Here is a 26,279-nt window from a genome sequence, read left to right as displayed (position 1 = left end):
TCCTATGAAGTCTCGTCGCGTCACGCTTCTCACTGCTATGGCTGCGCTTGCCCTGACGATCTCGGCTTGCTCGAGTTCTGACCCGGCTAGTGATTCCTCCGCGTCAAACTCGACGACGCCGACGGCAACATCCTCCGCGACCTCGCCCGATCCGACCGCCCAGAACTCAGGCGCACCACAGGACTCTGCTTCACCAAACTCCAGCTCCGCGCCGAGCGGCTCTGCGACAACGGGTACCGGTGAGTCTGCTCCCATCACCTCGATTATCGATTTCACCGCTCCGAACGGCTATGAGGACTACCACTCCGACGAAAATGCTCTCAGTTTTTCGAAGGGCGCGGACCAAGCAGCTCTGATCACTGCCGATACACTCACCCTCGGAACTACTCCAGAGGAGATCGCCCGCACCTTCATGCCCTACATCACCGACAACGACTCCTTGATCGCGGAACTCGGAACAAGTGAAATGGCAGGAGAAGAAGGGGTCACTTTCACCGCTTGTGGCTTCGTCATGCGTGGCAATGGAACGCCGAACGCAGACCACATATGCGCGCGCGGCATCGTCGTCGGGCATAATGGCCAGAACACCATTGCCGTTGTTCTCACTCACAGTGACTCAGGCAACGCTCCGGAAGTGACACCGTCAATGCTCGCGGAGATCACCGACAACATTAGGTGGAAGTAAAACACCGTCTCGCCCCAGAACCGATCAGCGATGTTTCTCTACAAGGCCTTGTTCAGCTGTACAACACTGCTTCCCCGCAGGTCTGATCGGCGCCAGCGGCAGTAGCAGCACGACGACGGCTAGCAACACCGGCGCTGGCACTGCGGGGGCCAGATGGGCTATAAAGACGAGTATGAAGGCTGCCCGTCCGAAGTTCGCATACCCGTTGGGGCTGCTTGGTGCCGCCGCTCTGGTCGTATCCGCCACCTCCTGCGCCAGCCAACCGGGCACGTCTTCCACGGCAACGCACCTGTCGCCCGCTGCCACGGTGATGCCACCCGACGCAACGACATCACCGCAAGCAACGACGCTGGACCCGACCTCTGCCCAAGCCTCAGCGGCCGCATCGGACGTGCCGCTCGACACACTGCTGACTATCAACACCCCGGAAGGCTACGAGGACGCCGGCTCGGACGAGGCTACACGGGCATATATGAAAGGCGGAAGTCTGGCAGCTACCGTCACTACCGACGTCGACCTTCTCGGATCGACTCCCGAGGAAATTGCCCGGAGCTACATTGCGAGTTTTTCGCGTGATGCCAGCTCGCTTATCGAATTGGGAAGCGGCGACCTGCAGGGGGTTCCCGGAACGACGTTTAGCTTCTGCTCGGTGGAAGAGAACAGCAGCAATATGTGTATTCGCGGGATCATGGTCACCCGCAACGATGTCAACGTCCTTGCCGCCATGCTTTCCTACAGCGATTCCGGCGCTCCGCCCGAAATCACCGACGCGGAACTGGCCGAGTTTTACAACACAATCAACTGGATCTAGTGTGAACACGCTCTGCTCGAGGGAGCACGGGAGTGGACGTTCAGGCCAGCCGCAAAAGCCGAAATGCAGACTCTGCTGGGGTTGAGCGTCGGCACCCAGGCTACGATCACACACAGCACCCAAAACAAAGGTGCCCCTTGAATTGGGCGGGAAGGGACCGCAGTTCGTGCACGCTGCTTGAGAGGAAGACACCGCTAGGGGCGTGAACACCCACTCCGCCAAACATACGGTGCGCCTTCCCCCGGTTAGGCATGCGCGCATTCCGCACGCCGGAACCAGAAGCGACAAGGCGAAACGATCTTCCACGTGCGCCCCTTATGACGACTTCGCCCAATCCACCGGAGATAGGGTGAAACGGCGGCCCTCCGCGCAGTCCCTTCGCGCTCCATCCGCCGCACACCACGCACGTCCACGATTTGCGGTGTCACTCGGCCCCTTCGCGCTCCAGCGGCCACGCACCGCACTCACCCGGCAAGTTCGCCTTATGAACTCTGAACGAGCGTATTGTTAGAGCATGGATTATGGCACGCACGATCTCGCAGCTGATATCCAAGATGCTTTCGACAACTCCTGGCCCAATATCGGAGCGGCGCTAGATGACAAAGCGAGCACCAACCCCGACCAGACCGGCTGGATGTATCCGGATGCGAAGGGCATATGGCGCGAGATGAGCTGGAGTGCATTCCGTGACTGGACCCATGTTCTTGGTGCAGGTCTGCTGGCTCTCGGTTATAGGACGGGCGATGTCGTCGGAATCTGTGCCGGGACTTCAATACGCTGGATCGCTGCAGATATGGCGCTGTCTGTTATCGGCGCGACAACGAACTCGCTCTATCCCAACACTCGCGCCGACGATATCAATTTCATTCTGCGTGATTCCGGCGCCGCCGCTATTTTCGTGCAGAACGAGCAGATCCTTGAGAAAGTCACCATGCATCAGGCTCTGAACGAGCAGATCAGCCGCATTATCGTGATGGAAGGTGAGAACCGCTCAGCGGATCCACGCGTCCTGACCTGGGAGGAACTTGAGGCTCACGGACGGCGCCATTTGAAGGAATCTCCCGTATGCGTACGTAACGCCATGGACACGACCTCACATGACACCCTTGCAACCATCATCTACACCTCGGGTACCACCGGGCGACCCAAGGGCGTGGAGATCACACAGGGGACATGGATTTATGAAGCCATCGGTTGGGGTGCTAACAACACCATCCAAGACCGCGATATTCACTTCATTTGGCTGCCCCTATCACACGGTTTCGGCAAGTGTATGATCCTCATTTCGCTGTATACCGGCACAATCAATGCCCTGGACGGACGTATCGACCAGATCGTGCCCAACATGGCGAAAGTCCATCCCACACTTATGTGCGGGGTCCCGCGCATCTTCGAAAAGGTACGTTCCGGAGTTCTGAACGCAGCACCGCCGGACTCTAGCAAAGGCAAGATTGTGAAGTGGGCGATGCGGGTAGGCGAACAGTCCTTCCCCTACCGCTCCCAACACTTGAAAATGCCTGCCCGGCTCGCGGCCCAATACCGCCTGGCTGATCGCCTCGTGTTCTCCACCATCCGCCGACAGCTTGGCGGAAAGCTGCAGTACGTCATCTCCGGCTCCGCCAAGCTCAACCCGGAGTTACAACGGTGGTTCTTCAACCTGGGCATTCCGCTTCTGGAGGGATACGGGGTAACGGAGACTGCCGCAGTCACCTTCTACAACCGCCCGCAGGATCTCACCTTCGGCTCGGTGGGAAGGATTATTCCCGGATCGGCTGTACGCGTGGACGAAGGCACCGGTGAAATCCTCATTAAGGGTCCGTGCGTGATGCGCGGCTATCACAACGACCCCGAGTTAACCGCGCAGGTCATCAGGGACGGCTGGTTCCACACCGGGGACATTGGGCGAGTCGACAACGATGGCTTCCTCTACATCACCGACCGGATCAAGGACGTCATCAAAACCTCCAACGGAAAGTTTGTTTCGCCTTCCGAAGTCGAGGCGATGCTGACCGGTAATTCGGAGGCGATCTCACAGGCCGTGGTAGTCGGTGAAGGCCACAAGTACTGCGTCGCCCTTGTCTCATTGGATCCGCAGTGGATCTCCGAGTGGTGCTCTGCCCATGAGCGCGCCGGAATGCCGTACTCCGAGGCGGTGCGGCTGCAGGAAGTACGCCGCCAGCTACAGCGAGACATTGACCGGGCAAACTCGAAGCTGGGCAGTTGGGAAACAGTCAAGCGTTTTGAGATTCTTGACGCTGAGATGACCGTCGACGACGGCACCGCAACCCCGACATTGAAGGTACGCCGCTCCCATGCCATCGAGCATTACCAGAGTCTGATCGACAAGATGTACGCCGATGAGCAGGACGTACGCCTCTCCTAGTGCGAGACGACGGCGTCAGCAGCGGCGTCGTCGGCAGAAACCCTGCCACGAACTCGGAGCCAGGCGATCCCCAGAACGACGAACCATATGGGAGTCACCGCCATGGCGACAAGCGTGTCGTGGTCGAACCCCAGTGCAACGAGGGCGAGCACGAAGAAGGTGAGCACCACCCACGGCATGACCCGTGCGCCTGGCATTTTGTATACGGAGTCTTCATGCGCCTGCGGATACCGCCGCAGATATACGAGATAACAGGCCAGGATAATCGACCACACGACGATGAATAGCACCGAGGAGATCGTCGTCACAATGGTGAACGCACGCATAATTCCACTACTTGCCGTTAATGCCAGTGACGCACAGATCAAGGCGACCGTCGTAATCAGGCCGATCCACGGCACACCATGCCGGGTGAGTCTGCCGAATGCTTGCGGTGCCATCTTCTTATGCGCCAGCCCGTACAACATGCGCGAGGTGGAATAGATGCCGGAATTGCACGACGACGACGCACTGGAGAGCACCACGAAGTTCATGAGCGAGGCAGCCGCGGCGAGGCCCATCAGCGTGAATAGGTTGACAAATGGCGACTTGTTCGGATTGACCTCGTCCCATGGGATAACGCACATGATGGCGGCCAGCGCCACCACGTAAAAGAGCAGAACACGCACCGGGATGGAGTTGATTGCCCGCGGCAACGTGACCGTCGGGTCCTTCGTCTCAGCTGCCGTGGTACCCACGAGCTCAATGCCGACAAAAGCGAAGATGGCCAACTGGAAACCACCCAGGAAGCCCCAGAACCCGGTTGGGAACAGACCGCCATGACTCCAAATATGCGTCACGGAGGCCTTGGTGCCATCGGGCGAGGTGAAGCCTGTGATAACCATGCCCGCTGCCACAACGACCAACGCTCCGATAGCAACCAACTTGATAATGGAAAGCCAGAACTCCATCTCGCCGAAAAGCTTGACCGTGAGCATATTGATCCCCAACAGCACCAGCATGAGTGTCACAGCGAGGATCATCGAGATCGTCTGGTTCTTCACCCAATGATTCCAGTACCCCGTAATCGCGATGATGTCGGCCATGCCGATCACCGTCCACGTCGCCCAGTAGGTCCACCCCACCACGAAACCCGCCCACGGTCCGAGCAGGTCGGCCGCAAAATCCTGGAACGACTTGTATTCCAACTTGAATAGCAGCAGTTCCCCCATCGCTCGCATTACGAAGTAGAGCATGAAGCCAATGATGGTGTAGACCAACAGAATCGACGGACCCGCCGTGTGAATCGACTTGCCGGAACCCATGAACAAACCGGTGCCAATCGCACCGCCGATGGCAATGAGTTGAATATGCCGATTGGAAAGGCTGCGCCGCAAATGCTCGCTGTTCTGCGCGGCCTCCGCCTTCTCGACCACGTTGAGGTCCGCGTTGTTAATGTCACGCTGGCTCATAGGTGCCTTTCTTCTCGTGCCACCGGTCCAAGCTTGACGTATTTCCTCATGTACCTCGCCTGTTTTCAAGCAGAGACTCCAGCGGTTTGTACGGTCATGACCGGATGCATATACTCGGCTACTCTACGCCGCTCAGGCGCCTCAACAGTACTGCCGCCCAATATGTGCTCACGCATGAGGCGCATCTATCCGCGGCGCGGATCAGTGCGCTGCACGTGCACTCCCCTTAAGAAAATTCGCACGCCGGTCCGGGGCTCAAGTCTCACTGAGGCACCTCTTCGTTGTTCCCGCACGACATTCACACAACAGCGAGAGCTCTTCGTACTCCGCTCAACCCGCCACAACGCCACAACACCCCGGAACGTGAGATAGAACGCGCTTACTTGTATTCCCTCGGGTGGAGCGTCTAGATTAGACGCGCATCCGCCGGGTGCACACGCACGGGCACTAATGCTCAAAGACCCCGTGCCAGTTGATCCTATAGACCGGGAGAACTCGTGATCGCTTTCCGCCGTAACATGTTGGCCACAGCGCACCGCTCGCAGGCCATCTGTTGTTGTATGCGGAAGGCGTCGGCTTTCGCATAGGCGGATGGAATAGCCGCTGGATCTGCAACGAACCGCACTCCACATGAGTGCGCGGTCTGTGAGGCAGAACCCGGTCACCGGCAAATCTCAGTTCCATTTCACTCAATAGCCGAAGTCGTTTGCCTGCCCAACGAAGGGAGAGGCTGCGGTCTGCTCCCAGAAAATCGAATTGGTGCACAGCGATCAACTCTCGCGCCCTGCCACAAACGTCTCAATTCCAACCGGCACTGTGCCCCTCTGACCGGCACAGTGCCCCAAGATGAGCACTCCCAGGCGGATATCCCGTTAAACGCAACGAGCCGCCACAAGTGGGTGCTACAGGTACGGCCGCCACAGGTGAACCACACAAGTAAGGCCGCCACGAGTGGGGACACATGCGGTTATGAAACGCCAAGGGCATACGGATGCGGATACACACCAACAACCCCAAAGGAAGGGACTATGTCCACCTCGTCACAGTCAGCTCAACCGGCAAGCCCGGTTGCAGAAGCCGACGCTAAAGCGCGCACATGGCGCCGTTTCATTCCGTCATTCTCCACACAGATCCTCATCTCGTTGGTACTGGCCGTTCTACTCGGCTGGGCGGCATTGGAGATCGGGCCTACCAGTTCCGGCACCGACAACTGGCTTCTTGTCACGCTCAGTACCATCGGTTCCTCATTCGTTACCCTGCTGCGCGCGGTGGTTCCGCCGTTGATCTTCACCGCCATCGTCGCCTCTATCGCCAACCTGCGCGGCGTGGCGAACGGAGCGAAACTCGCGGCCAAAACAATCCTCTGGTTCGCCATCACCGCACTTATTGCTGTAATGATCGGCATTATCCTCGGACTCGTACTCAAGCCCGGTACTCATACCAGTGTCAGTATCTCCTCCGCCGCGAACCCGGCACGCACCGGAAGCTGGCTCGATTTCCTGGACGGCATCATTCCAAGCAACTTCCTTGGAATCTCTGCCAGCTCAAGCATCGAGACCGACGCTTCAGGTGCCATCTCCGGGATCGCCTCAAGCATTAGCTTCAATGCCCTGCAGCTCATCGTCATCTCCATAGCTATCGGAGTCGCCGCGCTCAAGGTGGGAAAGAAGGCAGAGCCCTTCCTCAGCTTCAACGAGTCGCTACTGCGGATCGTGCAGACGGTGTTGTGGTGGATTATCCGGCTCGCACCACTGGGCACCATCGGACTGCTCGGTAACGCCGTAGCGAGCTACGGCTGGGGATCCCTGGCCAGCCTTGGCACCTTCGCGATTGCGGTGTACCTCGGACTGGCCCTGGTACTGTTCGTTGTCTATCCGGCGCTCTTGCGTCTGCACGGCCTGAATGTCGCCAGCTACTTCCGCGGAGCCTGGCCGGCCATCCAGCTCGGTTTCGTTTCCCGTTCCTCCATTGGCACCATGCCCGTCACCGAGCGAGTCACCCATCGCAATCTGGGCGTTCCCCGCGCCTACGCCTCCTTCGCGGTTCCGCTTGGTTCGACGACGAAGATGGACGGCTGCGCGTCGATTTACCCGGCTATCGCTGCGATTTTCGTCGCGCAGTTCTTCGGAGTGCAACTCTCGATCACCGACTACCTGCTAATCGCCTTCGTTTCCGTGGTGGGTTCAGCCGCCACCGCGGGTGTCACCGGAGCGACAGTCATGCTGACACTAACGCTGTCTACCCTCGGACTACCCCTGGAGGGCGTGGGCCTGTTGCTGGCGATCGACCCGATCCTCGACATGGGCCGCACCGCGGTGAACGTGGCCGGTCAGGCCTTGGTTCCGGTTATCGTCGCGAAGCGCGAACACATCCTCGACGAGGAGAAGTACCGCTCCGCAACCGCCGAGGACCTGTTTGCGGACGACGCTTCGGAGGAAACCACGGACGGCGTCGACTCGACCACTCCCGTCGACGCCGTTCAAACACACTGAGACAACTCCCCGCACGGTGGCCGCGACCAAGCGTTCCTCACTCCGGCCACCGCGCGGGCCACCGCGCGCTCCTGTGCAGCCGCCTCACTGAGTTCCGTCGACCTTGCCGCAACGCCCCGCAAACAGCTCACTGAAAGGCCCAGTAGCCCTGTCCGAGCACCAAGGTCCCCGCTCTTAATCACGGATTTCCTTATACTTAAACCCAGCTGTACACAACACAGAAGGGGTACAGCGGGTTCATATCGACTAACCGAATAGGTGAGCGAGCAATGTCTGAATCAACCGCACAGGAGCTTCCTTCCTACGCAGAAGAGGAAGAAAAGCTCATTATCAGGAACAAAGAGGGCGTGCCCGTTGGCGTACGCCCCCACAACAAATGGACCGTCAAGAAGATTATTCTCTGGGTCGCAATCACTGCGCTGGGAGTACTCGGCTGGACCATGCTGGCCATCGTGCGCGGCGAGAGCGTGAACACCGTCTGGTTCGTTATCACCGCCATCTGCACCTACGCCATCGCCTACCGTTTCTATGCGTTGTACGTGCAGCGCCGAATCATGCGTCCCGACGATTCCAACGCCACTCCGGCCGAGCGCATCAATAACGGCAAGGACTTCGACCCCACCAACCGCGTCGTCCTATACGGCCACCACTTCGCGGCAATCGCGGGAGCCGGCCCGCTTGTAGGCCCGGTCCTGGCCGCCCAAATGGGCTACCTGCCCGGCACGCTGTGGATCATCTTCGGTGTCTGCGTCGCGGGAGCAGTGCAGGATATGCTCGTCCTGTTCTTCTCCATGCGCCGCGGTGGCCGGTCTCTCGGGCAGATGGCAACGGACGAAATCGGCAAGGTGGGCGGCGCCGTCGCTACCATCATCGTTTTTGTCATGCTTATGATCGTGCTGGCCGTACTAGCCATGGTCTGTGTTAACGCACTGGCAGCCTCCCCCTGGGGCGTATTCTCCGTCGGCTGCACCATCCCAATTGCCGTCGGCATGGGCCTGTGGCTACGTTACATCTCCCCCGGCAAGATCACCCAGGTTTCCATCGCCGGCTGCACGCTTCTGATTATCGTGATTATCGCCGGGCGTTGGGTTGCAGAATCCGACTTCGGCCAGAAGTACTTGCATCTGTCTCCGACCGCACTGGTCTGGGCCATGATCATTTACGGTTTCTTCGCCGCCGTCCTCCCCGTTTGGGTCCTCCTCACCCCACGCGACTACCTCTCGACCTTTATGAAGGTCGGGACCATTGTGATTCTGGCACTTGGCATCGTTATTGTGCGCCCGCTGGTGCAGATGCCTGCTGTGACCGAGTTTGCCTCGAATACGGATGGCCCGGTGTTTGCGGGCACCCTGTTCCCGTTCTTGTTCATAACCATCGCCTGCGGCGCTCTGTCAGGAATGCACGCCATGGTCTCCTCAGGAACCAGCCCGAAGATGATCCAGAAGGAGAGCCAGGCCCGCATGATCGGCTACGGCGGCATGCTTATGGAGTCCTTCGTCGCCATCATGGCCATGGCGGCTGCCGTTTCCCTCAACCAGGGAATCTACTTCAGCATGAACACCTCCGAGGCCACCGTGGATAAGCTTGCTGGCACGGCTATTACGCAAACAACCGATGACCGTGAGGAAATCACCGCCGCCGCCATGGAGAATCTGGGAGTCACAGATGTGCACGGCAATCAGATTGTTCCGCGCTGGGCAACCGATGTCGACGGCGAGGAAGTGGAGGTCACCGGGGCTGATGCGCTGAAGGCCGTGGCTGCCGACGTCGGCGAGCCCTCTATCGTCTCCCGTACCGGTGGCGCTCCCACCCTGGCCGTGGGTATGGCGAATATCTTGCACCAGGTGGGCGGCGGCCGCGGCATGATGGGCTTCTGGTACCACTTCGCCATTATGTTTGAGGCCCTCTTCATTCTCTCCGCGGTCGACGCCGTCACCCGTGTGGCCCGCTTCCAGCTATCGGACGCCCTCGGTAATCTCATGCCGAAGTTCCGCGATCCTTCCTGGCGAATCGGCGCCTGGGTATCCACCGCCGTGGTGGTTGCCGCATGGGGATCGCTGCTCCTGATGGGCGTAACCGATCCGCGCGGCGGCATCCAGACTCTGTACCCACTCTTTGGTATCGCGAACCAGCTGATTGCCGCAGTTGCCCTGCTCGTAGTCACCGTGATGGTTGTACGTAAGGGATACGCCAAGTGGGCATGGATACCACTGATCCCGCTGACTTTCGACACGGCGGTGACCTTCACCGCCTCCTGGCAGAAGATATTCTCCACCGACGCCAAGGTTGGATATTGGCAGCAGTGGCGCGATGCCCGAGAGTTGCTACCAACACTGGAGGATCCAGAAGCCATCAATATCCAACATGCAATTGTCCGCAACACTTTCATTCAAGGAACACTGTCAATCGTCTTCGTGGTAGCAGTGGCCTTTGTGATGGTCTGTGCGTGTCTGCGTGTGGTGAAAGCACTGCGCAGTGGTGATACGACGACGTCGGAGGACGCCTACCAGGAGTCGAATTTCTTCGCCCCCACCACGCTGTTCGCCTCGCCGCTGGATAAGAAGCTTGTCGCGGAATATGCCGTGGTAGGGGACCCGAATCTCATTCCTGGCCTGAAATCCGACGAGCGCCAACAGCCCGTCGGCACCACGGCTTCGTCGTCCGGCGCCCATGCCGCAGCGGGCTCTGCCCCTGGCGGTGCGCGCACCGGATCCGACACTACTCCTGCATCGGAAGGTTGATATGAGTATGCAGACCGGGCAGCTTCAGCGCGCGCTGCGGCATGGGCGCGCTCTGTGGCGCGACTTCACGGGCGAGTCGGCATATGATCGGTACGTGCAGCGCCACCGGCGTGAACATCCCGATCATGCCCCGATGACGGAACGCGAATTCTGGCGAGCACGTGCCCGCCAGGACGAGGAGAACATTCAAACCGGTTGCTGCTGAGCGACCAACGGTTGAGGTGACGTAAGACCGTTCGCAGGATCCCCTGCGGACGAATCGACCCCACGTGATGTGACTCTGGGCCTGCGTATTGATACGTGGGCCCAGAGTCTTTCCTTAGACACTGCAGGCAATGCAGCCTTACCGGAACTGCGTGGATTTAGAGACGTCGGCCAAGCAACTACACCAACGCGAACGCAGGCTCTACCGGAACTTCAATGCGTTTAGGTGCACCTGGTAATGCCTAAATTCCCGCCGCGTCAAAGGCCTCCCGAGCGAGCTGGCGACCGACCGGTATAATCTCTTGCGCACGGTGAAAGTCATAAGTACTTGCCGCACTACGCGGAACCGTGATCTGTACATTGACCGGAGTCACAGCCACGCGGAAGCGCTCAATCATTTCTTGCATGGCGGTCAGTGACATGTGCAGAACTTCACTGGTGGACGGCGCCACCAGTGCCTCTGCTACGGTTTCCGCCGTCGCTTCCGCACTCTCGCCTGCACGCGGGACCGTGAAACGTGACGAGAACTCACGAAGCACCTCCCGTGGTAACTGCCAGCGTCCGCTTTCGGCAATGCGTTCCAGCTCTTGCAGGTATCTGAAGCCGTTCGCCCGCCTCGCATCTACAACGCCTTCGGGGCCGGAGATTTCAGCGTTGAGATCTTCCGGGATCCGGCCTTCCACTTCATCAGTTCCCTCCACCTCGGAAAGTCGGTTACTCACCTCTTCGAGAGTCTGCCCACTGTGCTCGGCGTCGCCATGCTTATCCGCCATGTCGTAATGACCAGTTTCGACCTCGGCATCGGTACGCACATCCGCAGCATCGGCATTGGACATCGATGGCTCCGGTAGCCCCTGCCGCCCACCCAGTGATACGGCGACGGTGAGGTCAGAGGGCACCGCGAACGTCGGAGCCACGGGAACCGGGTTATACACCCCGCCATCCACGAGGATGTGGTCGTTCATAATAACCGGCGTGATGAATCCGGGCAGTGCCATCGAGGCGCGAATCGCGGAAGACAGTGGGCCGCGTTGGAACCACACCTCGCGACGCGCCGTAATGTCTGTGGCTACAGCGGTGAAGGGGATCGGAAGATCTTCAATACAAGCTTTCCCGCAGAACTCGTCAATCTTCTCTATGATCCGTGCCGCCTTCACCATGCCGGCGCCAGTGAGCGTCACGTCCATCTGCCGCAGCATCGAAAAGTAGGTCAAACTCTGCGCCCACTGCGAAAAACCGGGCAAGCCGCCCGCAGCTTCCAGCCCGCCAATGACGGCCCCCATGGAAGTCCCGGCAATTGTGACGATCTCATGTCCTCGGTCCTTCAACTCATCGATCACGCCGATATGCGCATAACCGCGAGCGCCGCCCGAACCAAGCACCAGTGCGATACGCATGATCCTCCTACCTCAACCCGTTCCTAACAAAGCCTACCGCCGCACCGAAAACTTGTTGCGATGATCGAGGACAGTAGTTGTTACACATGGCGATATAGGTCGCACGTTCCAGGGAATGCTATCTCCCTGTGCGGGCAGTCGCCTTTTCTGCGCCGCGCTGAGTATCCTTCCGCGTGCGACGCGTTACCGACCGATGCTGCGAGGACCGCACACCCGCCTACTTGGCCAGAATCCTTCCTCGTAGTCGTCCGATACCCCACACCGCGTAGGAGAGCGCAGCAAAGGCAACAACCATGATTGCGCACCACTTGAAGAAACCCGGCTCTAGCGGGTTCAGAAAGTGATACATGGGTTCGCCGTCGCGATGCGCATCCCAGGAATACGCCCACAAATATGGCACGAGCACCGCCATCCACGTCAGGGGTACCCAGATGCGCAGTTTCCCTTGATTTCGTCCGACGAACAGCCAATCGACGCTCATCATAAGCGGGCAGGCCACATGCGCAAGCTTGCCGGACAGGTCCGGATACTCTCCTCCCAGCAGGAAGAAGAAGATAATGCCGGTGAAGGCGGTCATACAGGTGGCAATTCCGCGCAACCAAGGAACATTGCCTTCGATTCTGCTGCGCGCAGTGCCATGCAGAAAAAGCGGGCGTAGAACGTATCCCGCACTGACAAGAAACACCATCAGTGTGGACAGCGTCGTGAAGTAGAGAGTCTGGTCGAGTATGCCCTCCGGTGTGAAGTCGTCGCTGTACATCAAATACAGCGCCACGCCAGAAGCAGCCATGATCAGTAGCCGCCAGAACCATATTGCCCAGAGTTGTTCACGCGTCGCGCTTGGTAACGTGGTCGATTTATTCATCTCTTCCTTCCATTCCATGCCTCTGCCGAGCAGGCCAGGCATACCCCGGCAGTGCCAGCACGTTTACGCTCCGGAGTGCGCGGCGGAAAGGGAACTTCCCAGCCAAACTTCACAATGGCGGAGAACACCCCGGCCATTAGGCCAACAAGGAAAGCGACGCGGAAATTCCGTCGGGCGGGTTCAGTGGTACGTAGTCGCGACATACTTTTTCCCCTCTACCAGGCGCACTACTGTTGTCTTGCCGAGTTTGCAGTCGGCACTGCAGACATCCCGTACTGTTGCGAATCTTTCATTCCCTGTATGGTGGGGGATGGATAAGATCCTCTTCAGAATACTCATCATCCTACTCGTCGTCGGCATCACCTATATGGTCAGTATGCTCACGCGTCGCCGTCCGAACCGCTCAGCGAAGGATCCAAGCCGTATCCGGCAGCCCCGCCTGATAATTGTCATTGGGATCCTCTTCCTGCTGATAGGCCTCCTATTCGTAGCGGTGGCTCTCACCGCAGCGAATGACGGTGACGATGCCTGGATCGGCATGTTTATTGCGGGCCTGGCAATGATGCTGACCGGTTTGTTCTTTGCCATTCTGTACCGCAACTGGTGGATAAGCGTTGGCGACGACGCAATCGACTTCTCGACTGCATTCGGACGGCGCAAGCGCATCCGCTACGCGGATATCACCACCTACAGGGTTATCTCCCAGTACGGAAACCCACAACTCACCGTGGTGTCCAGCGATGGCACAACGCTATCGCTTAACAAACGAAGCTTCGATGTCTCGGCCCTGGAAATCCGGCATGAGTTCGCGCAGCAGTACGGGCACTGGCCCAATCCTGCAGAGCTGCAGAACTTTCTGGTTCATCGTGCGGGTCTGCAGGGGCACGTCTCGCCCGCTGGACCGCACGGAAGCTATCAGAACCCACACGTTCAGCCGCAAGTGCCTCCTACGCAGGGCTTCGGGGCCGCATCTGCCGGGCAGGCTCCACAGAGGTACACGGCACAACAACCCTATGTTGCACCTGCGCAGCAAGCGGAGTCGGCTAGCACCGTGCCGGGAGCGGCCAATGCGGCTTCCCTGCAGGGGAAGCCCGGTGCCGCGCAGAGCTTTCCAACGCAAGCGCAACCCGGTTCCAACGCATGGGGCCAGCCCGGCACACCCCAGCAGCGACAGAACTGGCAGCGGCCACAGTCGCCCTTCCACAAGGGGCGATAGCTTGCTGCCCAGCTAACATTTCGCCACCGGTATGCGGATTGCGGGCCCGGCGTCTCGCCTCAAGTAGATCCCCACTCGCACACCGGCGTATCGGTGGTGCCAGCGCCTCGTACCGATCACCTGGTCTACCTGCACCTATGACTCGGTACTATATGCGCGCTTATGACTCGACACGACGGCGCACCTATGAACTCGGTAGCAGCTGCACACCTACAACTCGGCACCACCACTCGTAGTCCGACCCTATTGGGCCATCACAGCAACAGCCGCTCCACACCGGCCAACGACCTTCCCTTTGCCGGGATAGATTTGGCCGCTCACGGGCACCATCTGTACCAGGATCACACTTCGTGCTGCCGGGCGTGCGCGAGTGAAATCCAGGGCGAAGGAGGCAATGTCGATATCGCCACCCGCTGCATCCGGCCTCGCCAACCTGACGTCTGCTTAGTCACATTCAGGCCATGTCGTGCACCTCTATATCACATCAACTACGCATATAGACGGCACCGCGCCCGTCAAAACCGAGTCGCAGACATCGCTGCTCACCCGCTAAATTGCCCCACACCCTGCGCACGCCACACCCGCCATGGAAACCCTTATTACATCTTTCACCACACTACTTTCCGCATCGTGAAATGCTTATCTCACTGCAAGATCATTGCCTAGGCTGCTAATATGCGAATCGCTTTTCTTGGCACAGGCCGAATGGGAACCGAACTGGCACTGCGTCTTCTCGCCGCCGGTCACGAACTACGGGTATGGAACCGGACCGCTGCCAAGGCAGAGCCGGTCGTGGACGCCGGCGCCACCTTCGCCAGTCCCGCCGATGCCGTCGTCAACGCTGACCTGGTGATGACCTGCCTCTTCGGTCCAGATACCGTTCGGGATGTCGTTCTCGGAACAGATCTGTTGCCCGCCGGTGTGACTTGGGCCGATATCACCACCATTTCCCCGGCGGATGCTGCAGCCGCGGCCAACTGGGCCGAGGATCGCCACATCAAGTACGTACATACTCCCGTCGTCGGTACGCTCGGACCGGCGCGAGCCGGAACGCTCGGCGTTTACGTGGGTGGTACCGACCCACAGGCACGCAAGCTCGTTACCAGCGCCGTCAGCGCGTACGCCGACCCGTCGCGTCTCAGGCCTCTGGAAACCGCCGCTGAAGCAGCCACAGCGAAGCTACTGGCAAATCTCGCTCTCGCTGTGACCGCGCAGGGAGTTGCCGAGGCGATACGTCTAGGTGCATCGCAGGGCTTCTCCCCCGACCGCGTGCTGGATCTGCTGGCCGGAACATCACTGAGCTGGATGGCAAGATTCAAACGTGACTTCGCCCTGGAGCGCGATACGGCCGATGCGCAGTTCAGCGCCAATGCCATAGCTAAGGACGCCCGACTAATGCTTCACTCGGCCAACGAACCACTACCCGCCACAACGGCTGCGCTCGAATCGCTGGTACGCGCGCAGCGTGCGGGACTCGGAGAACACGATTTCTCCGTCATCCTGCGTGAGGAATCCGACCGCGCCCGCGAGCATTGATTCGCGAACCTCACGCGTGGAACATCTGGCATCGCGCCCCTGGCATCCGGGCAGTTGCGATCCCGGGGCCGCAGGTTTGCCAATCTCGGGTAGCACCGTAGAAGCGCAATGCAGCTCACAGCAACACGGCTACAAAACGCGTAATATGGCGCGAGACCAAATGTGCCCTCCGAACTACAGGCAGGATGGCACGGAGCGCGCACCCGGTAATCCCGCGGGTCACGCTCGAAGCGTAGGGGCAGAATACCGCTACACACCACCGTCGGCTCAACACCCGGCTACGGTTGCCACAGTGGCTTCGCCCGCATCCACGCCCGTATGCGCGTGCCCCAAGCACGCCGCGTTACCGAAAAGAGCTCATGTCTACACGCACTTCACGGTCCGCCGCGGCGGATGTCGGCCGCGAACAATGGAGCAGTCAGCTCGGCTTCCTCATGGCTGCCATCGGCTCTGCGGTCGGCCTCGGAAATATATGGCGTTTTCCGGGCGTCGCCTACACGAATGGTGGCGGCGCCTTCATCATTCCCTACATTGTGGCTCTACTCTTCGTAGGCATTCCCATCCTCTTCCTGGATTATTCCTTGGGGCACCGCTACCGCGGCTCCGCGCCCACAGTTTTCCGGCGGCTGGCGCGCCGCTTCGAGTGGTTGGGATGGTGGCAGGTCTTCATCTGCTTCATCATTATGAGCTATTACGCAGTTATCGTCGCGTGGGCGCTACGTTACACACTGTTCGCCATCAACGAGGCTTGGGGGAACGACGCCGAAGGATTCTTCACCCGCTTTATCAGCGTTGGCGAGCTGACGGAGTCGGGAACCCCTGTGTTCTCCGCCACTCCGGTTGCCGGGGTTGCGATTCCGCTGGCAATCGTCTGGATCTTCGGCATCGTCGTTATCGGACTGGGCGTGACCCGCGGCGTGGAACGCGCCAACCGTTTCTTCATGCCCATCCTGGTCGTCATGTTCGTCGCTCTGGTGATCCGAGCCCTCTTCCTGCCGGGTGCCATGGACGGACTCAATGCCCTATTCACCCCGCGCTGGTCCTCGCTGACGGATTACCGAGTGTGGATGGCCGCCTTCGGGCAGATATTCTTCTCCTTGTCAGTCGGCTTCGGCATCATGCTGACCTACGCCAGCTACCTGCGCAAACGCTCCAACCTGGTAGGTACTGGTTTGGTTGCTGCCTTCGCCAATTCCTCCTTCGAGATTCTGGCCGGCATCGGCGTGTTCGCAACCCTCGGCTTCATGATGCAGGCACAGGGCACCAACCTGGCCGACGCCGGCATTAGCGGCATCTCTCTATCCTTCATCACTTTCCCAACCGTGATCTCGCAGATGCCAGGCGGAGCCGTCTTCGGCGTGCTCTTCTTCGCCTCCTTCTCAATGGCGGGCATGACCTCCTTTATCTCAATTATCCAGGTCGTTTCTCCCGCCATCGCGGAGAAATTCAATCTGACCACACCGGTGGCAACGGTTGTCGTGAGCCTTCCGGCGGCCGCGCTGTCGTTTCTCCTCTTTGGCACCGCATCGGGAGAATACAATCTCGATATCGTTGACGCCTTCATCAACAACATTGGCGTGGTTGGCTCGGCCATCATCATGTGTGTTGGCGTCGGCGTCGTGTTGCGGCGCACCCGTACCCTGCAACGGCATCTCGATCACGTCTCGGAGACGAATCTGATTGGCGCTTGGTGGAGGGTTCTGGTCTCCGTCGTCGTACCGATATTGCTCGGATACATGTTTGTTCAGACTGCCTGGTCCTATGTGCATGACGGTTACGCTTATTCGCCCAGTTTCGAGCTTGTACTTGGCTGGGGCACGCTTTTCGTGGGCGCAGTGTTGGTGGCGGTGTTAACACTACTTCCCTGGCGCACACCCGTCGACGACTTCGTGCCTTTAGAGCTCAGCGATAGGAAGAGGACCCGGCGCGCAGGCTCGGGCGAAGAGGCACGCATCGCCACGCAGACCTCATCCGGCACCGCTACTCGTACCGGATCTCACGACGACGCCGCACCAGGAGAGCTTGCAACCGCGGCTACCGCTCCGGCAGTACGAACTGATCCGGCAACACATGTTCCCGACGTCGCACCATCCTTTGACTCCAACACCGCGCAAGCACTATCCGACACCTCAAACACGCACGACCCGGAGGTGAAATGACATGGCTCCCGAAGCAATCGTCTGCATGCTGGTATCAATTCTCATCATCTGGGGTGGGCTAATCGGTTCGGTGACGGCGCTCGTTCAGCGAGGGCACCGCGAGGCACGGGAGGCACAAACTGCCGCCACCGAGGAAGTACTGCGCGAACTTCTCGACGACTGACACCTGCATCCACCCTGCCGGGCCACACAACCAGACCTAGAGCACGCCACCGGGACCAGGGAACGCGGCCCACCATCGGGACAACCGGTGCACGTTATCGGGGCGACCCGATACGCGGTAGGTGCTGGACCGCGTGGCCCACCATCGGGACAACCGGTGCACGTTATCGGGCGGGAACATACGACGGAAACTGGAGAACGCGGCACGCCGTGAATTAGGCCCTGCTACTTCCGCACCGCCCCCGGTTGACTGCACTAGCCGCCTCGGCAGCATCCGCATTCATTGGCGTCCACGTATTGTCATCGCCGCTGGCGCGTGCTTCACGCAACCGCGCAAACCCTTTGATTATCGGCAGGTGCCGCCACGACTAGACCGGTCGTGGGTGATGTCTATACTCATACGTGACCAAATGCGTATGTGCCCGTCATAAAACACGTGGCGGCCATAACCATGTGTTTACCGGGCGCGTCGATACGGTTTAGCACCTGGCGTGTAAACCAACGGAATGTAGACCCACGGAAGGAACTTGGTGGAATCAGAATCTCCCACCCCTGACTTACACGACCCACGCGACAGGCGGCTTCCTCATATGGCCCCACCGTGTGGACTCGTTCTTTTCGGCATCACAGGCGACCTAGCACGTAAGAAACTCCTCCCTGCCATCTACGACCTCACGAACCGCGGGCTTCTCAGCCCTGCCTTTGCCCTGACCGGCTTTGCACGGCGCGACTGGGACCGAGAGGATTTCGAGGAGTTCGTCCGCAGCTCGATTGAGAACTACTCACGTACCGACTTCAACGAGCGCACCTGGCAGCAGTTGGCATCCGGCCTGCGCTTCGTCTCCGGTTCCTTTGACGATCCAGACGCCTACAAACGCCTGGCCGAGACGGTTGCCGAACTTGATCAGTCCCGCGGTACAGGTGGCAACCATGCCTTTTATCTGTCCATCCCGCCGCGATGGTTCCCCGTGGTCTGCCAGAATCTCGCTGATAACGGGCTCAACCAGCGCGAGGGAAATGCGTGGCGCCGTGTCATCATCGAAAAGCCCTTCGGCCAGGATCTTGCCTCGGCCCGCGAACTCTCCGACGTCGTCGGAAAAGCCTTCGACGAATCAGATGTATTCCGTATCGATCACTATCTCGGCAAAGAAACCGTCCAGAATATCCTCGCGATCCGCTTCGCTAACACCATGTTCGAACCCCTCTGGAAGGCCAACTATGTTGACCACGTCCAGATCACCATGGCGGAAGAGATCGGCATTGGCACCCGCGCCGGATATTACGACGGCATCGGAGCGGCGCGCGACGTCATCCAGAATCATCTTTTGCAGCTCCTGGCACTGACTGCCATGGAAGAGCCGGTGCGATTTACCCCCGAATCGCTTCGAGCGGAGAAAGAGAAGATCCTCTCCGCACTTCGCCTGCCCGAAGATCTGGCCTCCACCACCGCCCATGGTCAGTATGCCGCCGGCTGGCAGGGAGGCGCCGAGGTAAAAGGTTTTCTGGACGAGGATGGTATCCCCGCCGAGTCGCATACGGAGACCTATGCGGCACTGAAACTATTCGTTGACACGCGACGCTGGGCGGGCGTCCCCTTCTACCTGCGAACCGGGAAAAGGCTCGGCAAGCGTGTTACGGAGATCGCCGTCGTTTTCAAACGCGCGGCCCATGTGCCTTTTGAGAACTCCGACGTTGCCGAGTCCGGGCAGAACGTTCTGGTGATCCGCGTCCAACCAGACGAGGGCATGACGATTAAGTTTGGTGCAAAGGTTCCCGGCACAGAAATGCAAGTGCGGGATGTCACCATGGACTTCAACTACGGGCACGCCTTCACTGAGGATTCCCCGGAGGCATACGAGCGGCTGATTCTTGATGCCCTCGTGGGTTCTGCGCCGCTTTTCCCGCATCAGCGGGAGGTGGAGCTTTCTTGGCAGATTCTGGACCCGGTGCTGCGGTATTGGGCCGAGCGCAGTGCTCCCGAGCCGTATAAGCCAGGCTCCTGGGGGCCCGATTCGGCGCATGACATGCTGGCCCGCGATGGACGTACGTGGAGGATACCGTGATTATCACTTTGAAAAACACGACGACGTCGGAGGTAGCCCAACGTATCGTCGAGATGCGTTCCGACCGCGGCTCCGCCGCCCTTGGCAGGGTTTTGACCCTGATCATCGTGGTGCCGGATTTAATCGATGTTGATCGTGCCATTGAGATTTCCGACGCCGTCTCACGGGAGCACCCGTGCCGCGTGATCGTCGTCGTCGATACCGAGCAGCGTGACACCCCGGCACGTCTTAACGCGCAGGTACGTATTGGAGAGTCTGCCGGACCGTCTGATGTCGTGGTACTCGAACCGCGCGGAGAGGCAGCCAGCGACCTGGACTCTTTAGTCATGCCACTGCTCCTATCGGATACTCCGGTGGTAACCTACTGGCCGGATACCCCGCCGGATAACCCGGGCGAGCACCCGTTGGGGAAGATCGCCACTCGGCGTATTACCGACTCGCGCACCACGGATGATGCCGTCCAGGCGCTGCTCCACCTTGCCGAGGTGTACACGGCGGGAGACACCGATTTGAGCTGGGCGGGTGTAACGCTATGGCGTGCATTGCTAGCTGCCGTCGTCGAGCAACTCGATCACATGCCGGTACGAGTCGTTGTGCGGGGGCACGCCACCCATCCTTCTTCCTTCCTGATGGCTGCGTGGCTGGGCAGACAACTCGGAGTGGAGACAGTCCGGGAGACCCACACTGAGGCGGAAACCATCACCGCAGTGAGTTTTGAGTTCGACGACGGAACCCGGGTCACTCTGAGCCGCCGGGCTGATTCTGCCGTTGCACAACTCGACCGGCCCGGCTTGGAGACCGCAGATGTCAACCTACCGACACGCTCCGTGCAGGACTGCCTGATGGAAGAACTACGGCGGCTCGACCCGGACGACTACTACGAACAGGTCATCACCGAGGATCTACCGCAACTGGTGATCTGACTTGCCGTACTGCTTGGTTTAGGGCGAGTGCGGGATGCCTTGACTCGGACGAGAAAGAGCACGACTGAAGTTCCAGCGGGCGACGCCGTCGTGGTGCGATACCTATGCAGGCGGGTGGGGTTCATTGGCGAAGGTCACAGCTATAGGCGCCGTCGGTTCTACCCAGTGCACGCGGGCGGGACGCGTACTGCTCTACGGACACCCGAAGGGTTCCCGCCGCAAGCCGGGCATGTTGTTATCGCGACGTACGGAACTGGCAGACTGGTAGTCCAGACCGGGAGGAGAAACTGCCATGACTACTCCGAAAGCTGCGGGAGGCGACTCTGCGGCATCCACGCGCGCAGTAGATGCTCGCGAAGTCGGAAGCTCTGCCGAGCCCGCCTTGCGCCGCGCGCTGAGCAACCGTCACATCCAGATGATTGCTCTGGGAGGAGCCATTGGCACCGGGCTGTTCTATGGTTCAGCTGATGCGATTACTCTCGCGGGTCCTTCGATTCTGCTTGCCTACTTGCTGGGCGGGGTAACGATTTTCTTCGTCGTGCGGGCGATGGGCGAAATGTCCGTGCAGTCCCCCACCTCTGGCGCGTTCAGCGCCTATGCCTATCGGTATTGGAGTCCGCGCGCCGGATTCATCTCCGGTTGGAACTACTGGTTCAACTACGTCGCCGTCTCGATGGTTGAGTTGTCTGTTGTTGGCGTCTATATCAACTACTGGTTCCCCACCGTCCCGCGCTGGTTGACGGCTGCGCTTGTTCTCCTCATCATTACCTTTGTCAACATTGTCGGCGTGCGAGCCTTCGGGGAGTTCGAGTTCTGGTTCGCCCTTATCAAGGTCATTGCGATTATCGGCATGATCGTGCTGGGTATCGTCGTCATCATCATGGGGACGAATCCCGGCGCAGGCCTGCCGGCCCCCAGTTTCTCCCACCTGTGGAACGAAGGCGGTTTCTTCCCTCATGGCGTGAGCGGCATGGCGAAATCTCTGGCGGTGGTGATGTTCTCCTTCGGTGGCATTGAGCTCATTGGCATTACCGCTGGCGAGGCGGACGATCCACAACGTTCCATTCCCCGTGCTATCAACCAGGTTGTCTATCGAATCCTCATTTTCTATATCGGTGCGCTCCTCGTTATCATGGCGGTCGTCCCCTGGAATCGCATCGACGGGAAACTGAGTCCTTTCGTGCAGATCTTCGATTCCGTGGGGATTGGCGTAGCCGCGCATATTCTCAATCTGGTAGTGCTAACGGCCGCGCTTTCCGTGTACAACTCGGCGCTGTACTCCAATGGCCGCATGTTGTACTCGCTGTCCTGGCAGGGTAATGCACCACGTTCTTTCCGCCAACTATCGGGACGAGGCGTCCCGCTTCTCGGCGTTCTCGTTTCCTCCGTGGTAACCGTGGGCGCGGTGATCCTTGCCTTCGCACAACCGGACACCGCGTTCCCTGTTCTCATGTCCACTGCGCTTGCCTCCGCGCTTATCAACTGGGCCATGATCCTCATCACCCAGCTCAAGTTCCGGCAGTCGCTCACCCCGAAAGAGGTGGCTCAGTTGCGCTTCAAGCTGCCCGGAGGGCGGTTGGCAACCGCCTTCGCGTTGACCATGTTGGGCGCGGTCGCCGTGCTTATGGCGGTGCTTCCCGACCATCAGGTGGCCGTGGTGGTTGGGCCTGTCTGGCTGTTGGCGCTCTTCCTCAGTTACGAAGTCAAAACGCGCTACCAGCGCGCGCGTGGGCGATAGCGTAGTCGTCGTCGAACATGATGAGAAGGTTCCGCGCTACCAGCGCGCACGGTGCACTTGGGTGCGCTGGGCGCCAAGAAATGGAGGGCCCAGCAAGAAGTGGAGGTCTTTTCGCGACACTTCTTGAAAAAACCTCCACTTCTCCACCCTCAAGGCCGCGCCTGACTCCCCCATTCCATCTTCTCCCATCCCACCCCCTCCTACCACCCGTCTCCCCACGCCGCGGCGGAACGCACCGGCTTCTCCTTCTGCTTCGGGGCCAGGTGGGCGTCTCCCCACGCCGCGGCATGCAGCACAGAGCGATATGATGCAACTTGTGTCCTTCATGATTGTTGCCGGTGGCTTCCACAACGGCGAGGTGCGTGGGGATGGCAAAGCCGATGCTTACGAAGTCCTACGCCCCTACATCGTGGAAGAGGACCCACAGCCCCGCACTCCTAGACTGCCCTCACCAGAAGACCCCTACAACGTGGAAGAAGAACTCGTAAACGCCACGAACCACCTCCACCTGCATTTGAAGGGTCCGGAAATAAAAGCAACCATTGGCCTTTTCGAAGATTCCATGACTGCAGAGCGTTTCGGCGGTGATCGGGTCTGCGACCTGCTGGTCGAAGCGGCACGAGCTGCCAACTGGGTGATAATCGCGCCCGGCTCTCCCACCTGCATTACGCGCGAGAGTCAGCGGAAACATTTGCCGCCCGATTTAGCCGAGCATGTGGCGTTAGTAGCGTCAGGCTACGACCTGATTGAAGCGTTTGATACTGAAGTGTAGGGCGGTCTTTGGGCGAAGGCAGGTCACGGCCTGCTCGCCACAAGCCACGGCCCGAGCGAAAAGCAGTGCCCGTTCGGCGCAAGCTGCCTTCCGGTGAGCAAGAGTGATATCCGCCGCGCAGAACCGTCCCGCTGGGCTCACCGGATCAACGCGCTCTATGGGCGACGACGGCAAGCTGCAGCGGAAGACGATCACGTAGCTCCGCATCAATAAAACGGTAGCCTTCTGCACAGGGCTCCATCATCTCGGGCCAGCGGCACCACGCGGAGTAGCGCGTCTCCGTAACCTCATCGATGAGCATGCCAGCTTCGAGCAGCGCGGTGAGGATCTCACCAACCCCGTGATTCCACTGGTGACTCACAGTATGGGAGATAGCGGGTAAGCCGGAATCGGCCTGAACATACGACCCACTGTCCTCCCAAGTAATGGGGAAGCGGCGTTGAAAGTATGGCGCATGGAGAGTAAGGCCACGAGCGGTATCATCACCCACAGCCTGGAAAACCGGGTGGTCATCGCGCAACACTAGTCGGCCGCCGTGCCTCAGCAATGAGGCGACGACCTTCGCCCAAGCCATAATGTCCGGAAGCCAACACAGAACGCCAAGGGATGTGTAGACGAGGTCAAAGTCCCCTGTGATCACTTGCCTTGAGTCATAGACGTTGGCCTGAATGAATTCGATATCGACACCGGCACGCTCGGCAATGGAACGGGCGCGGCGCAAGGATTCGCCCGACAAATCCAGCCCAACAACGCGGCGAGCACCCATACGCGCCAAGCTCACGGTGTCTGCGCCGAGATGGCACTGCAGGTGAGCCACATCCAGTCCGCTCAAGTCGCCAAGACGTTCCCGATCCGGGGCAATGTCAACAGAGATCGCCGTCGGGGATGCTAACAGGGCATCAATCCCGTAGCCGCTAGATTAGTGCAGGGCAGCGCGATCATCCCAGTTGGCCCGATTGTCGGCGAAGTACTGGGCATTGTCAGCAGGGAACGTCCGATCTGTTCCCGTCATGGCCTGAGCCTATCAGTCATCGAGCACCCCTTAGTATTCCGAGCCTTACCGTAATGCCTTTCCCTTGGTATTCCGAGCATTTTCATACACCCGTTATCGACCGCAATTACCCCGCTGTGCCACAGATTGTGCCTCTAACTCGAACCGGTCGTCCGTCCCGACGACGTCGCTCCGCCAACTCGCCACTCGCTCCCGCCTTCAACCACACTCCCAACACGCAGTAGCCTCACAGGTCCGCACCACTCTCCCAGCCCCAACACACCCCAAACTCCGCGCCACCCTTCTAATTCCACCACGCACTGACCGATCACTGCCAGCCCATAACCACTCTCCACATTCACGCCACGTCCCCACCTCCACCACGCCCCGCCAGCTCATAACCATTCTCGACACTCACAACGCCCTCCCAGTCCTGAACTAGTCTCCCTCGTGTAACACTCCCGTTTTCGCACCCATGCTTCCACTTGCAACCAGGCGCCCAACTCGCAACGCCCTGCCAGCCCGCACTACTCTCCGCCCGCGCATAACCCTCCGGCTACGAACGGCATGTCCTACCTCTTGCGCAGTGACATACCTCACTTCCAGCACTGTAGTATCTAGTTCGTTAAGCCTAGAATTACCCTTTACTAGCACGTATGGTTGGAGCAACCGACAATGACGCCGAATGAAAGGACAACAATGGCAGGGCCATTCCGTCAGATTGATCCCGCGCAATTCTCCCGACACTGGCTCGACGTGCCATATGCCAGTGAGGACCCACGCCAAGTACTCGACATCTGGCTCCCCGACGACGGCGAGGGCCCCTTCCCTCTCGTCATCTTCGTGCACGGCGGTGGCTGGGTCAGCGGCGATAAACGCGAGAACACAATGCCCGGCGTGTTCAAGCTCCCTTCCCAGGGCTACGCCGTCGCCTGCATCGAGTATCGGCTGGCGCCGCAGGTCACCTGGCCCGCGCCACTGTTCGACGTGCGCGCCGCCATCCGTTGGTTACGTGCGCACGGGCCCGAGTACCAGCTCAAGACCGACAAAATCGTCGCCTGGGGGAACTCCGCTGGTGGTCATATCCTCAACATGGTAGCTGCACTGGGCGGGCGCAATATCCAGCGCGGCGAGCACCTTGGAAACGCAGAACAATCCGACGCAGTCCAAGGTCTCATTAACCTCTATGCGCCCAGTGACATGTACCAGGTGGACCTGTGCAACGTACTGCCGGAATCCGCCGTCGCCGATGTGACTCCCGGATCAGCACTCAGCGCAGTCGATATCGCCGCCGAAGGCATGGCTTTCCCACATAACCTCGTCATGGGATTCAAATGCTCGCGAAACCCCGAAGCCGCAGCATATGGCAGCCCCATTCACTTCGTAACAGAGAGCTTCCCACCGGCATATTTCATGCACGGAACCGAGGACGTCGTCGTACCGTTTTCGCAATCGGCCGCTATGACCAACAAGGTCAACGAAACCTGCCACGAAAAACGTGCAAAGCTGGAATCGTTCAGCGGCGCTGGGCACGGACATCCCTCAATGAAGACCGACAAGGTCGTGGATCGGATCATCGACTTCATCGACACAGTTCTATGGGACGGACCGCGCACCCGCACTCCTCTACCACCCGACCCACGTTTGATCGAGGACTGAGCCTGCTATGACCACGCACGACATACGGCGC

Annotated in this window: 20 protein-coding genes and 1 pseudogene; 15 read left to right on the top strand and 6 right to left on the bottom strand. The window is 59.5% G+C overall.

Annotated features, from left to right (window positions below; genetic code table 11):
• Window positions 1–4: 4 nt before the first annotated feature.
• The 3 genes from DDD63_RS03120 (at window position 5) to DDD63_RS03110 (ending at window position 3,879) form a co-directional block, all read left to right on the top strand.
• Window positions 5–685, top strand: coding sequence for a hypothetical protein (locus tag DDD63_RS03120; protein WP_108715142.1), 681 nt, complete (start codon window positions 5–7; stop codon window positions 683–685).
• 172 nt (window positions 686–857) lie between these two features.
• The gene (locus tag DDD63_RS03115) at window positions 858–1,496 is read left to right on the top strand and encodes a hypothetical protein (protein WP_108715141.1); all 639 of its coding nucleotides are present in this window, start codon (window positions 858–860) and stop codon (window positions 1,494–1,496) included.
• 514 nt (window positions 1,497–2,010) lie between these two features.
• Window positions 2,011–3,879, top strand: coding sequence for a long-chain fatty acid--CoA ligase (locus DDD63_RS03110; protein WP_108715140.1), 1,869 nt, complete (start codon window positions 2,011–2,013; stop codon window positions 3,877–3,879).
• Here DDD63_RS03110 and DDD63_RS03105 read toward each other — a convergent pair.
• Window positions 3,876–5,330: an amino acid permease gene (locus DDD63_RS03105; RefSeq protein ID WP_108715139.1), complete on the bottom strand. Its 1,455-nt coding sequence runs from the start codon at window positions 5,328–5,330 to the stop codon at window positions 3,876–3,878. The two genes, DDD63_RS03110 and DDD63_RS03105, sit on opposite strands and share 4 nt — an antisense overlap.
• Window positions 5,331–6,358: 1,028 nt before the next feature.
• On the opposite strand from DDD63_RS03105, the gene DDD63_RS03100 reads away from it, so the two are divergent.
• From DDD63_RS03100 to DDD63_RS03090, 3 genes are all read left to right on the top strand, one after another.
• A complete protein-coding gene (locus DDD63_RS03100; RefSeq protein ID WP_108715138.1) occupies window positions 6,359–7,822 on the top strand; it encodes a dicarboxylate/amino acid:cation symporter in 1,464 nt (487 codons plus the stop codon).
• Between the two features lie 269 nt (window positions 7,823–8,091).
• The gene (locus DDD63_RS03095) at window positions 8,092–10,563 is read left to right on the top strand and encodes a carbon starvation CstA family protein (RefSeq protein WP_108715137.1); all 2,472 of its coding nucleotides are present in this window, start codon (window positions 8,092–8,094) and stop codon (window positions 10,561–10,563) included.
• A gap of 1 nt (window position 10,564) precedes the next feature.
• The gene (locus DDD63_RS03090) at window positions 10,565–10,768 is read left to right on the top strand and encodes a YbdD/YjiX family protein (RefSeq protein WP_108715136.1); all 204 of its coding nucleotides are present in this window, start codon (window positions 10,565–10,567) and stop codon (window positions 10,766–10,768) included.
• Between the two features lie 241 nt (window positions 10,769–11,009).
• On the opposite strand, the gene DDD63_RS03085 is transcribed toward DDD63_RS03090, so the two are convergent.
• From DDD63_RS03085 to DDD63_RS12735, 3 genes and pseudogenes are all read right to left on the bottom strand, one after another.
• Complete coding sequence (locus tag DDD63_RS03085) at window positions 11,010–12,164, bottom strand: patatin-like phospholipase family protein (protein WP_108715135.1); 1,155 nt, start codon at window positions 12,162–12,164, stop codon at window positions 11,010–11,012.
• Window positions 12,165–12,381: 217 nt separating this feature from the next.
• On the bottom strand, window positions 12,382–13,029 hold the full coding sequence (locus DDD63_RS03080; protein ID WP_108715134.1) for a hypothetical protein: 648 nt from the start codon (window positions 13,027–13,029) through the stop codon (window positions 12,382–12,384).
• Between the two features lie 65 nt (window positions 13,030–13,094).
• Window positions 13,095–13,232, bottom strand: a pseudogene (locus DDD63_RS12735) (DUF1440 domain-containing protein); the annotation flags it as partial.
• A 107-nt stretch (window positions 13,233–13,339) separates the two neighbouring features.
• On the opposite strand from DDD63_RS12735, the gene DDD63_RS03070 reads away from it, so the two are divergent.
• On the top strand, window positions 13,340–14,245 hold the full coding sequence (locus DDD63_RS03070; protein ID WP_108715133.1) for a DUF6560 family protein: 906 nt from the start codon (window positions 13,340–13,342) through the stop codon (window positions 14,243–14,245).
• A gap of 243 nt (window positions 14,246–14,488) precedes the next feature.
• On the opposite strand, the gene DDD63_RS12195 is transcribed toward DDD63_RS03070, so the two are convergent.
• Window positions 14,489–14,677 carry a hypothetical protein gene (locus DDD63_RS12195; RefSeq protein ID WP_108715132.1) on the bottom strand — a complete coding sequence of 63 codons (189 nt, stop codon included), beginning with the start codon at window positions 14,675–14,677 and terminating at the stop codon, window positions 14,489–14,491.
• A 243-nt stretch (window positions 14,678–14,920) separates the two neighbouring features.
• On the opposite strand from DDD63_RS12195, the gene DDD63_RS03060 reads away from it, so the two are divergent.
• From DDD63_RS03060 to DDD63_RS03030, 7 genes are all read left to right on the top strand, one after another.
• Window positions 14,921–15,781 (top strand): NAD(P)-dependent oxidoreductase, encoded by an 861-nt coding sequence (locus tag DDD63_RS03060; protein WP_108715131.1) that lies wholly within the window; start codon window positions 14,921–14,923, stop codon window positions 15,779–15,781.
• A gap of 359 nt (window positions 15,782–16,140) precedes the next feature.
• Window positions 16,141–17,940, top strand: coding sequence for a sodium-dependent transporter (locus DDD63_RS03055; RefSeq protein WP_108715130.1), 1,800 nt, complete (start codon window positions 16,141–16,143; stop codon window positions 17,938–17,940).
• A gap of 1 nt (window position 17,941) precedes the next feature.
• A complete protein-coding gene (locus DDD63_RS03050) occupies window positions 17,942–18,103 on the top strand; it encodes a methionine/alanine import family NSS transporter small subunit (RefSeq protein WP_108715129.1) in 162 nt (53 codons plus the stop codon).
• A gap of 529 nt (window positions 18,104–18,632) precedes the next feature.
• Entirely contained in the window at window positions 18,633–20,165 is a 1,533-nt protein-coding gene (zwf, locus tag DDD63_RS03045; RefSeq protein WP_108715128.1) for a glucose-6-phosphate dehydrogenase, read from the top strand.
• On the top strand, window positions 20,162–21,088 hold the full coding sequence (locus DDD63_RS03040) for a glucose-6-phosphate dehydrogenase assembly protein OpcA (protein WP_108715127.1): 927 nt from the start codon (window positions 20,162–20,164) through the stop codon (window positions 21,086–21,088). Before zwf ends, DDD63_RS03040 begins: the two co-directional genes overlap by 4 nt.
• Before the next feature lie 292 nt (window positions 21,089–21,380).
• The gene (locus DDD63_RS03035) at window positions 21,381–22,826 is read left to right on the top strand and encodes an amino acid permease (RefSeq protein ID WP_205647305.1); all 1,446 of its coding nucleotides are present in this window, start codon (window positions 21,381–21,383) and stop codon (window positions 22,824–22,826) included.
• A 316-nt stretch (window positions 22,827–23,142) separates the two neighbouring features.
• Window positions 23,143–23,598, top strand: a complete 456-nt coding sequence (locus tag DDD63_RS03030; protein ID WP_126145589.1) for a hypothetical protein — start codon at window positions 23,143–23,145, stop codon at window positions 23,596–23,598.
• Window positions 23,599–23,743: 145 nt separating this feature from the next.
• Here the strand turns inward: DDD63_RS03030 and DDD63_RS03025 are convergent, their stop codons facing one another.
• Complete coding sequence (locus DDD63_RS03025; RefSeq protein WP_346426231.1) at window positions 23,744–24,415, bottom strand: class I SAM-dependent methyltransferase; 672 nt, start codon at window positions 24,413–24,415, stop codon at window positions 23,744–23,746.
• Window positions 24,416–25,288: 873 nt separating this feature from the next.
• Between DDD63_RS03025 and DDD63_RS03020 the strand changes: the two genes are divergently transcribed.
• Complete coding sequence (locus tag DDD63_RS03020) at window positions 25,289–26,248, top strand: alpha/beta hydrolase (RefSeq protein WP_164505435.1); 960 nt, start codon at window positions 25,289–25,291, stop codon at window positions 26,246–26,248.
• Window positions 26,249–26,279: the final 31 nt, after the last annotated feature.

It is taken from the genome of Actinobaculum sp. 313 (assembly GCF_003073475.1).
Lineage (GTDB): Bacteria > Actinomycetota > Actinomycetes > Actinomycetales > Actinomycetaceae > Asp313.
The sequence above is the reverse complement of the archived record's forward strand: the minus strand, read 5'-3'. Positions and strand labels throughout refer to the sequence as shown.

What these genes read in the sequence shown, in the direction of transcription:
- DDD63_RS03120 (WP_108715142.1), top strand. Translation starts at nt 5, where the DNA reads ATGAAGTCTCGTCGCGTCACGCTTCTCACTGCTATGGCTGCGCTTGCC.
- DDD63_RS03115 (WP_108715141.1), top strand. Translation starts at nt 858, where the DNA reads ATGAAGGCTGCCCGTCCGAAGTTCGCATACCCGTTGGGGCTGCTTGGT.
- DDD63_RS03110 (WP_108715140.1), top strand. Translation starts at nt 2,011, where the DNA reads ATGGATTATGGCACGCACGATCTCGCAGCTGATATCCAAGATGCTTTC.
- DDD63_RS03105 (WP_108715139.1), bottom strand. Translation starts at nt 5,330, where the DNA reads ATGAGCCAGCGTGACATTAACAACGCGGACCTCAACGTGGTCGAGAAG.
- DDD63_RS03100 (WP_108715138.1), top strand. Translation starts at nt 6,359, where the DNA reads ATGTCCACCTCGTCACAGTCAGCTCAACCGGCAAGCCCGGTTGCAGAA.
- DDD63_RS03095 (WP_108715137.1), top strand. Translation starts at nt 8,092, where the DNA reads ATGTCTGAATCAACCGCACAGGAGCTTCCTTCCTACGCAGAAGAGGAA.
- DDD63_RS03090 (WP_108715136.1), top strand. Translation starts at nt 10,565, where the DNA reads ATGAGTATGCAGACCGGGCAGCTTCAGCGCGCGCTGCGGCATGGGCGC.
- DDD63_RS03085 (WP_108715135.1), bottom strand. Translation starts at nt 12,164, where the DNA reads ATGCGTATCGCACTGGTGCTTGGTTCGGGCGGCGCTCGCGGTTATGCG.
- DDD63_RS03080 (WP_108715134.1), bottom strand. Translation starts at nt 13,029, where the DNA reads ATGAATAAATCGACCACGTTACCAAGCGCGACGCGTGAACAACTCTGG.
- DDD63_RS03070 (WP_108715133.1), top strand. Translation starts at nt 13,340, where the DNA reads ATGGATAAGATCCTCTTCAGAATACTCATCATCCTACTCGTCGTCGGC.
- DDD63_RS03060 (WP_108715131.1), top strand. Translation starts at nt 14,921, where the DNA reads ATGCGAATCGCTTTTCTTGGCACAGGCCGAATGGGAACCGAACTGGCA.
- DDD63_RS03055 (WP_108715130.1), top strand. Translation starts at nt 16,141, where the DNA reads ATGTCTACACGCACTTCACGGTCCGCCGCGGCGGATGTCGGCCGCGAA.
- DDD63_RS03050 (WP_108715129.1), top strand. Translation starts at nt 17,942, where the DNA reads ATGGCTCCCGAAGCAATCGTCTGCATGCTGGTATCAATTCTCATCATC.
- DDD63_RS03035 (WP_205647305.1), top strand. Translation starts at nt 21,381, where the DNA reads ATGACTACTCCGAAAGCTGCGGGAGGCGACTCTGCGGCATCCACGCGC.
- DDD63_RS03020 (WP_164505435.1), top strand. Translation starts at nt 25,289, where the DNA reads ATGGCAGGGCCATTCCGTCAGATTGATCCCGCGCAATTCTCCCGACAC.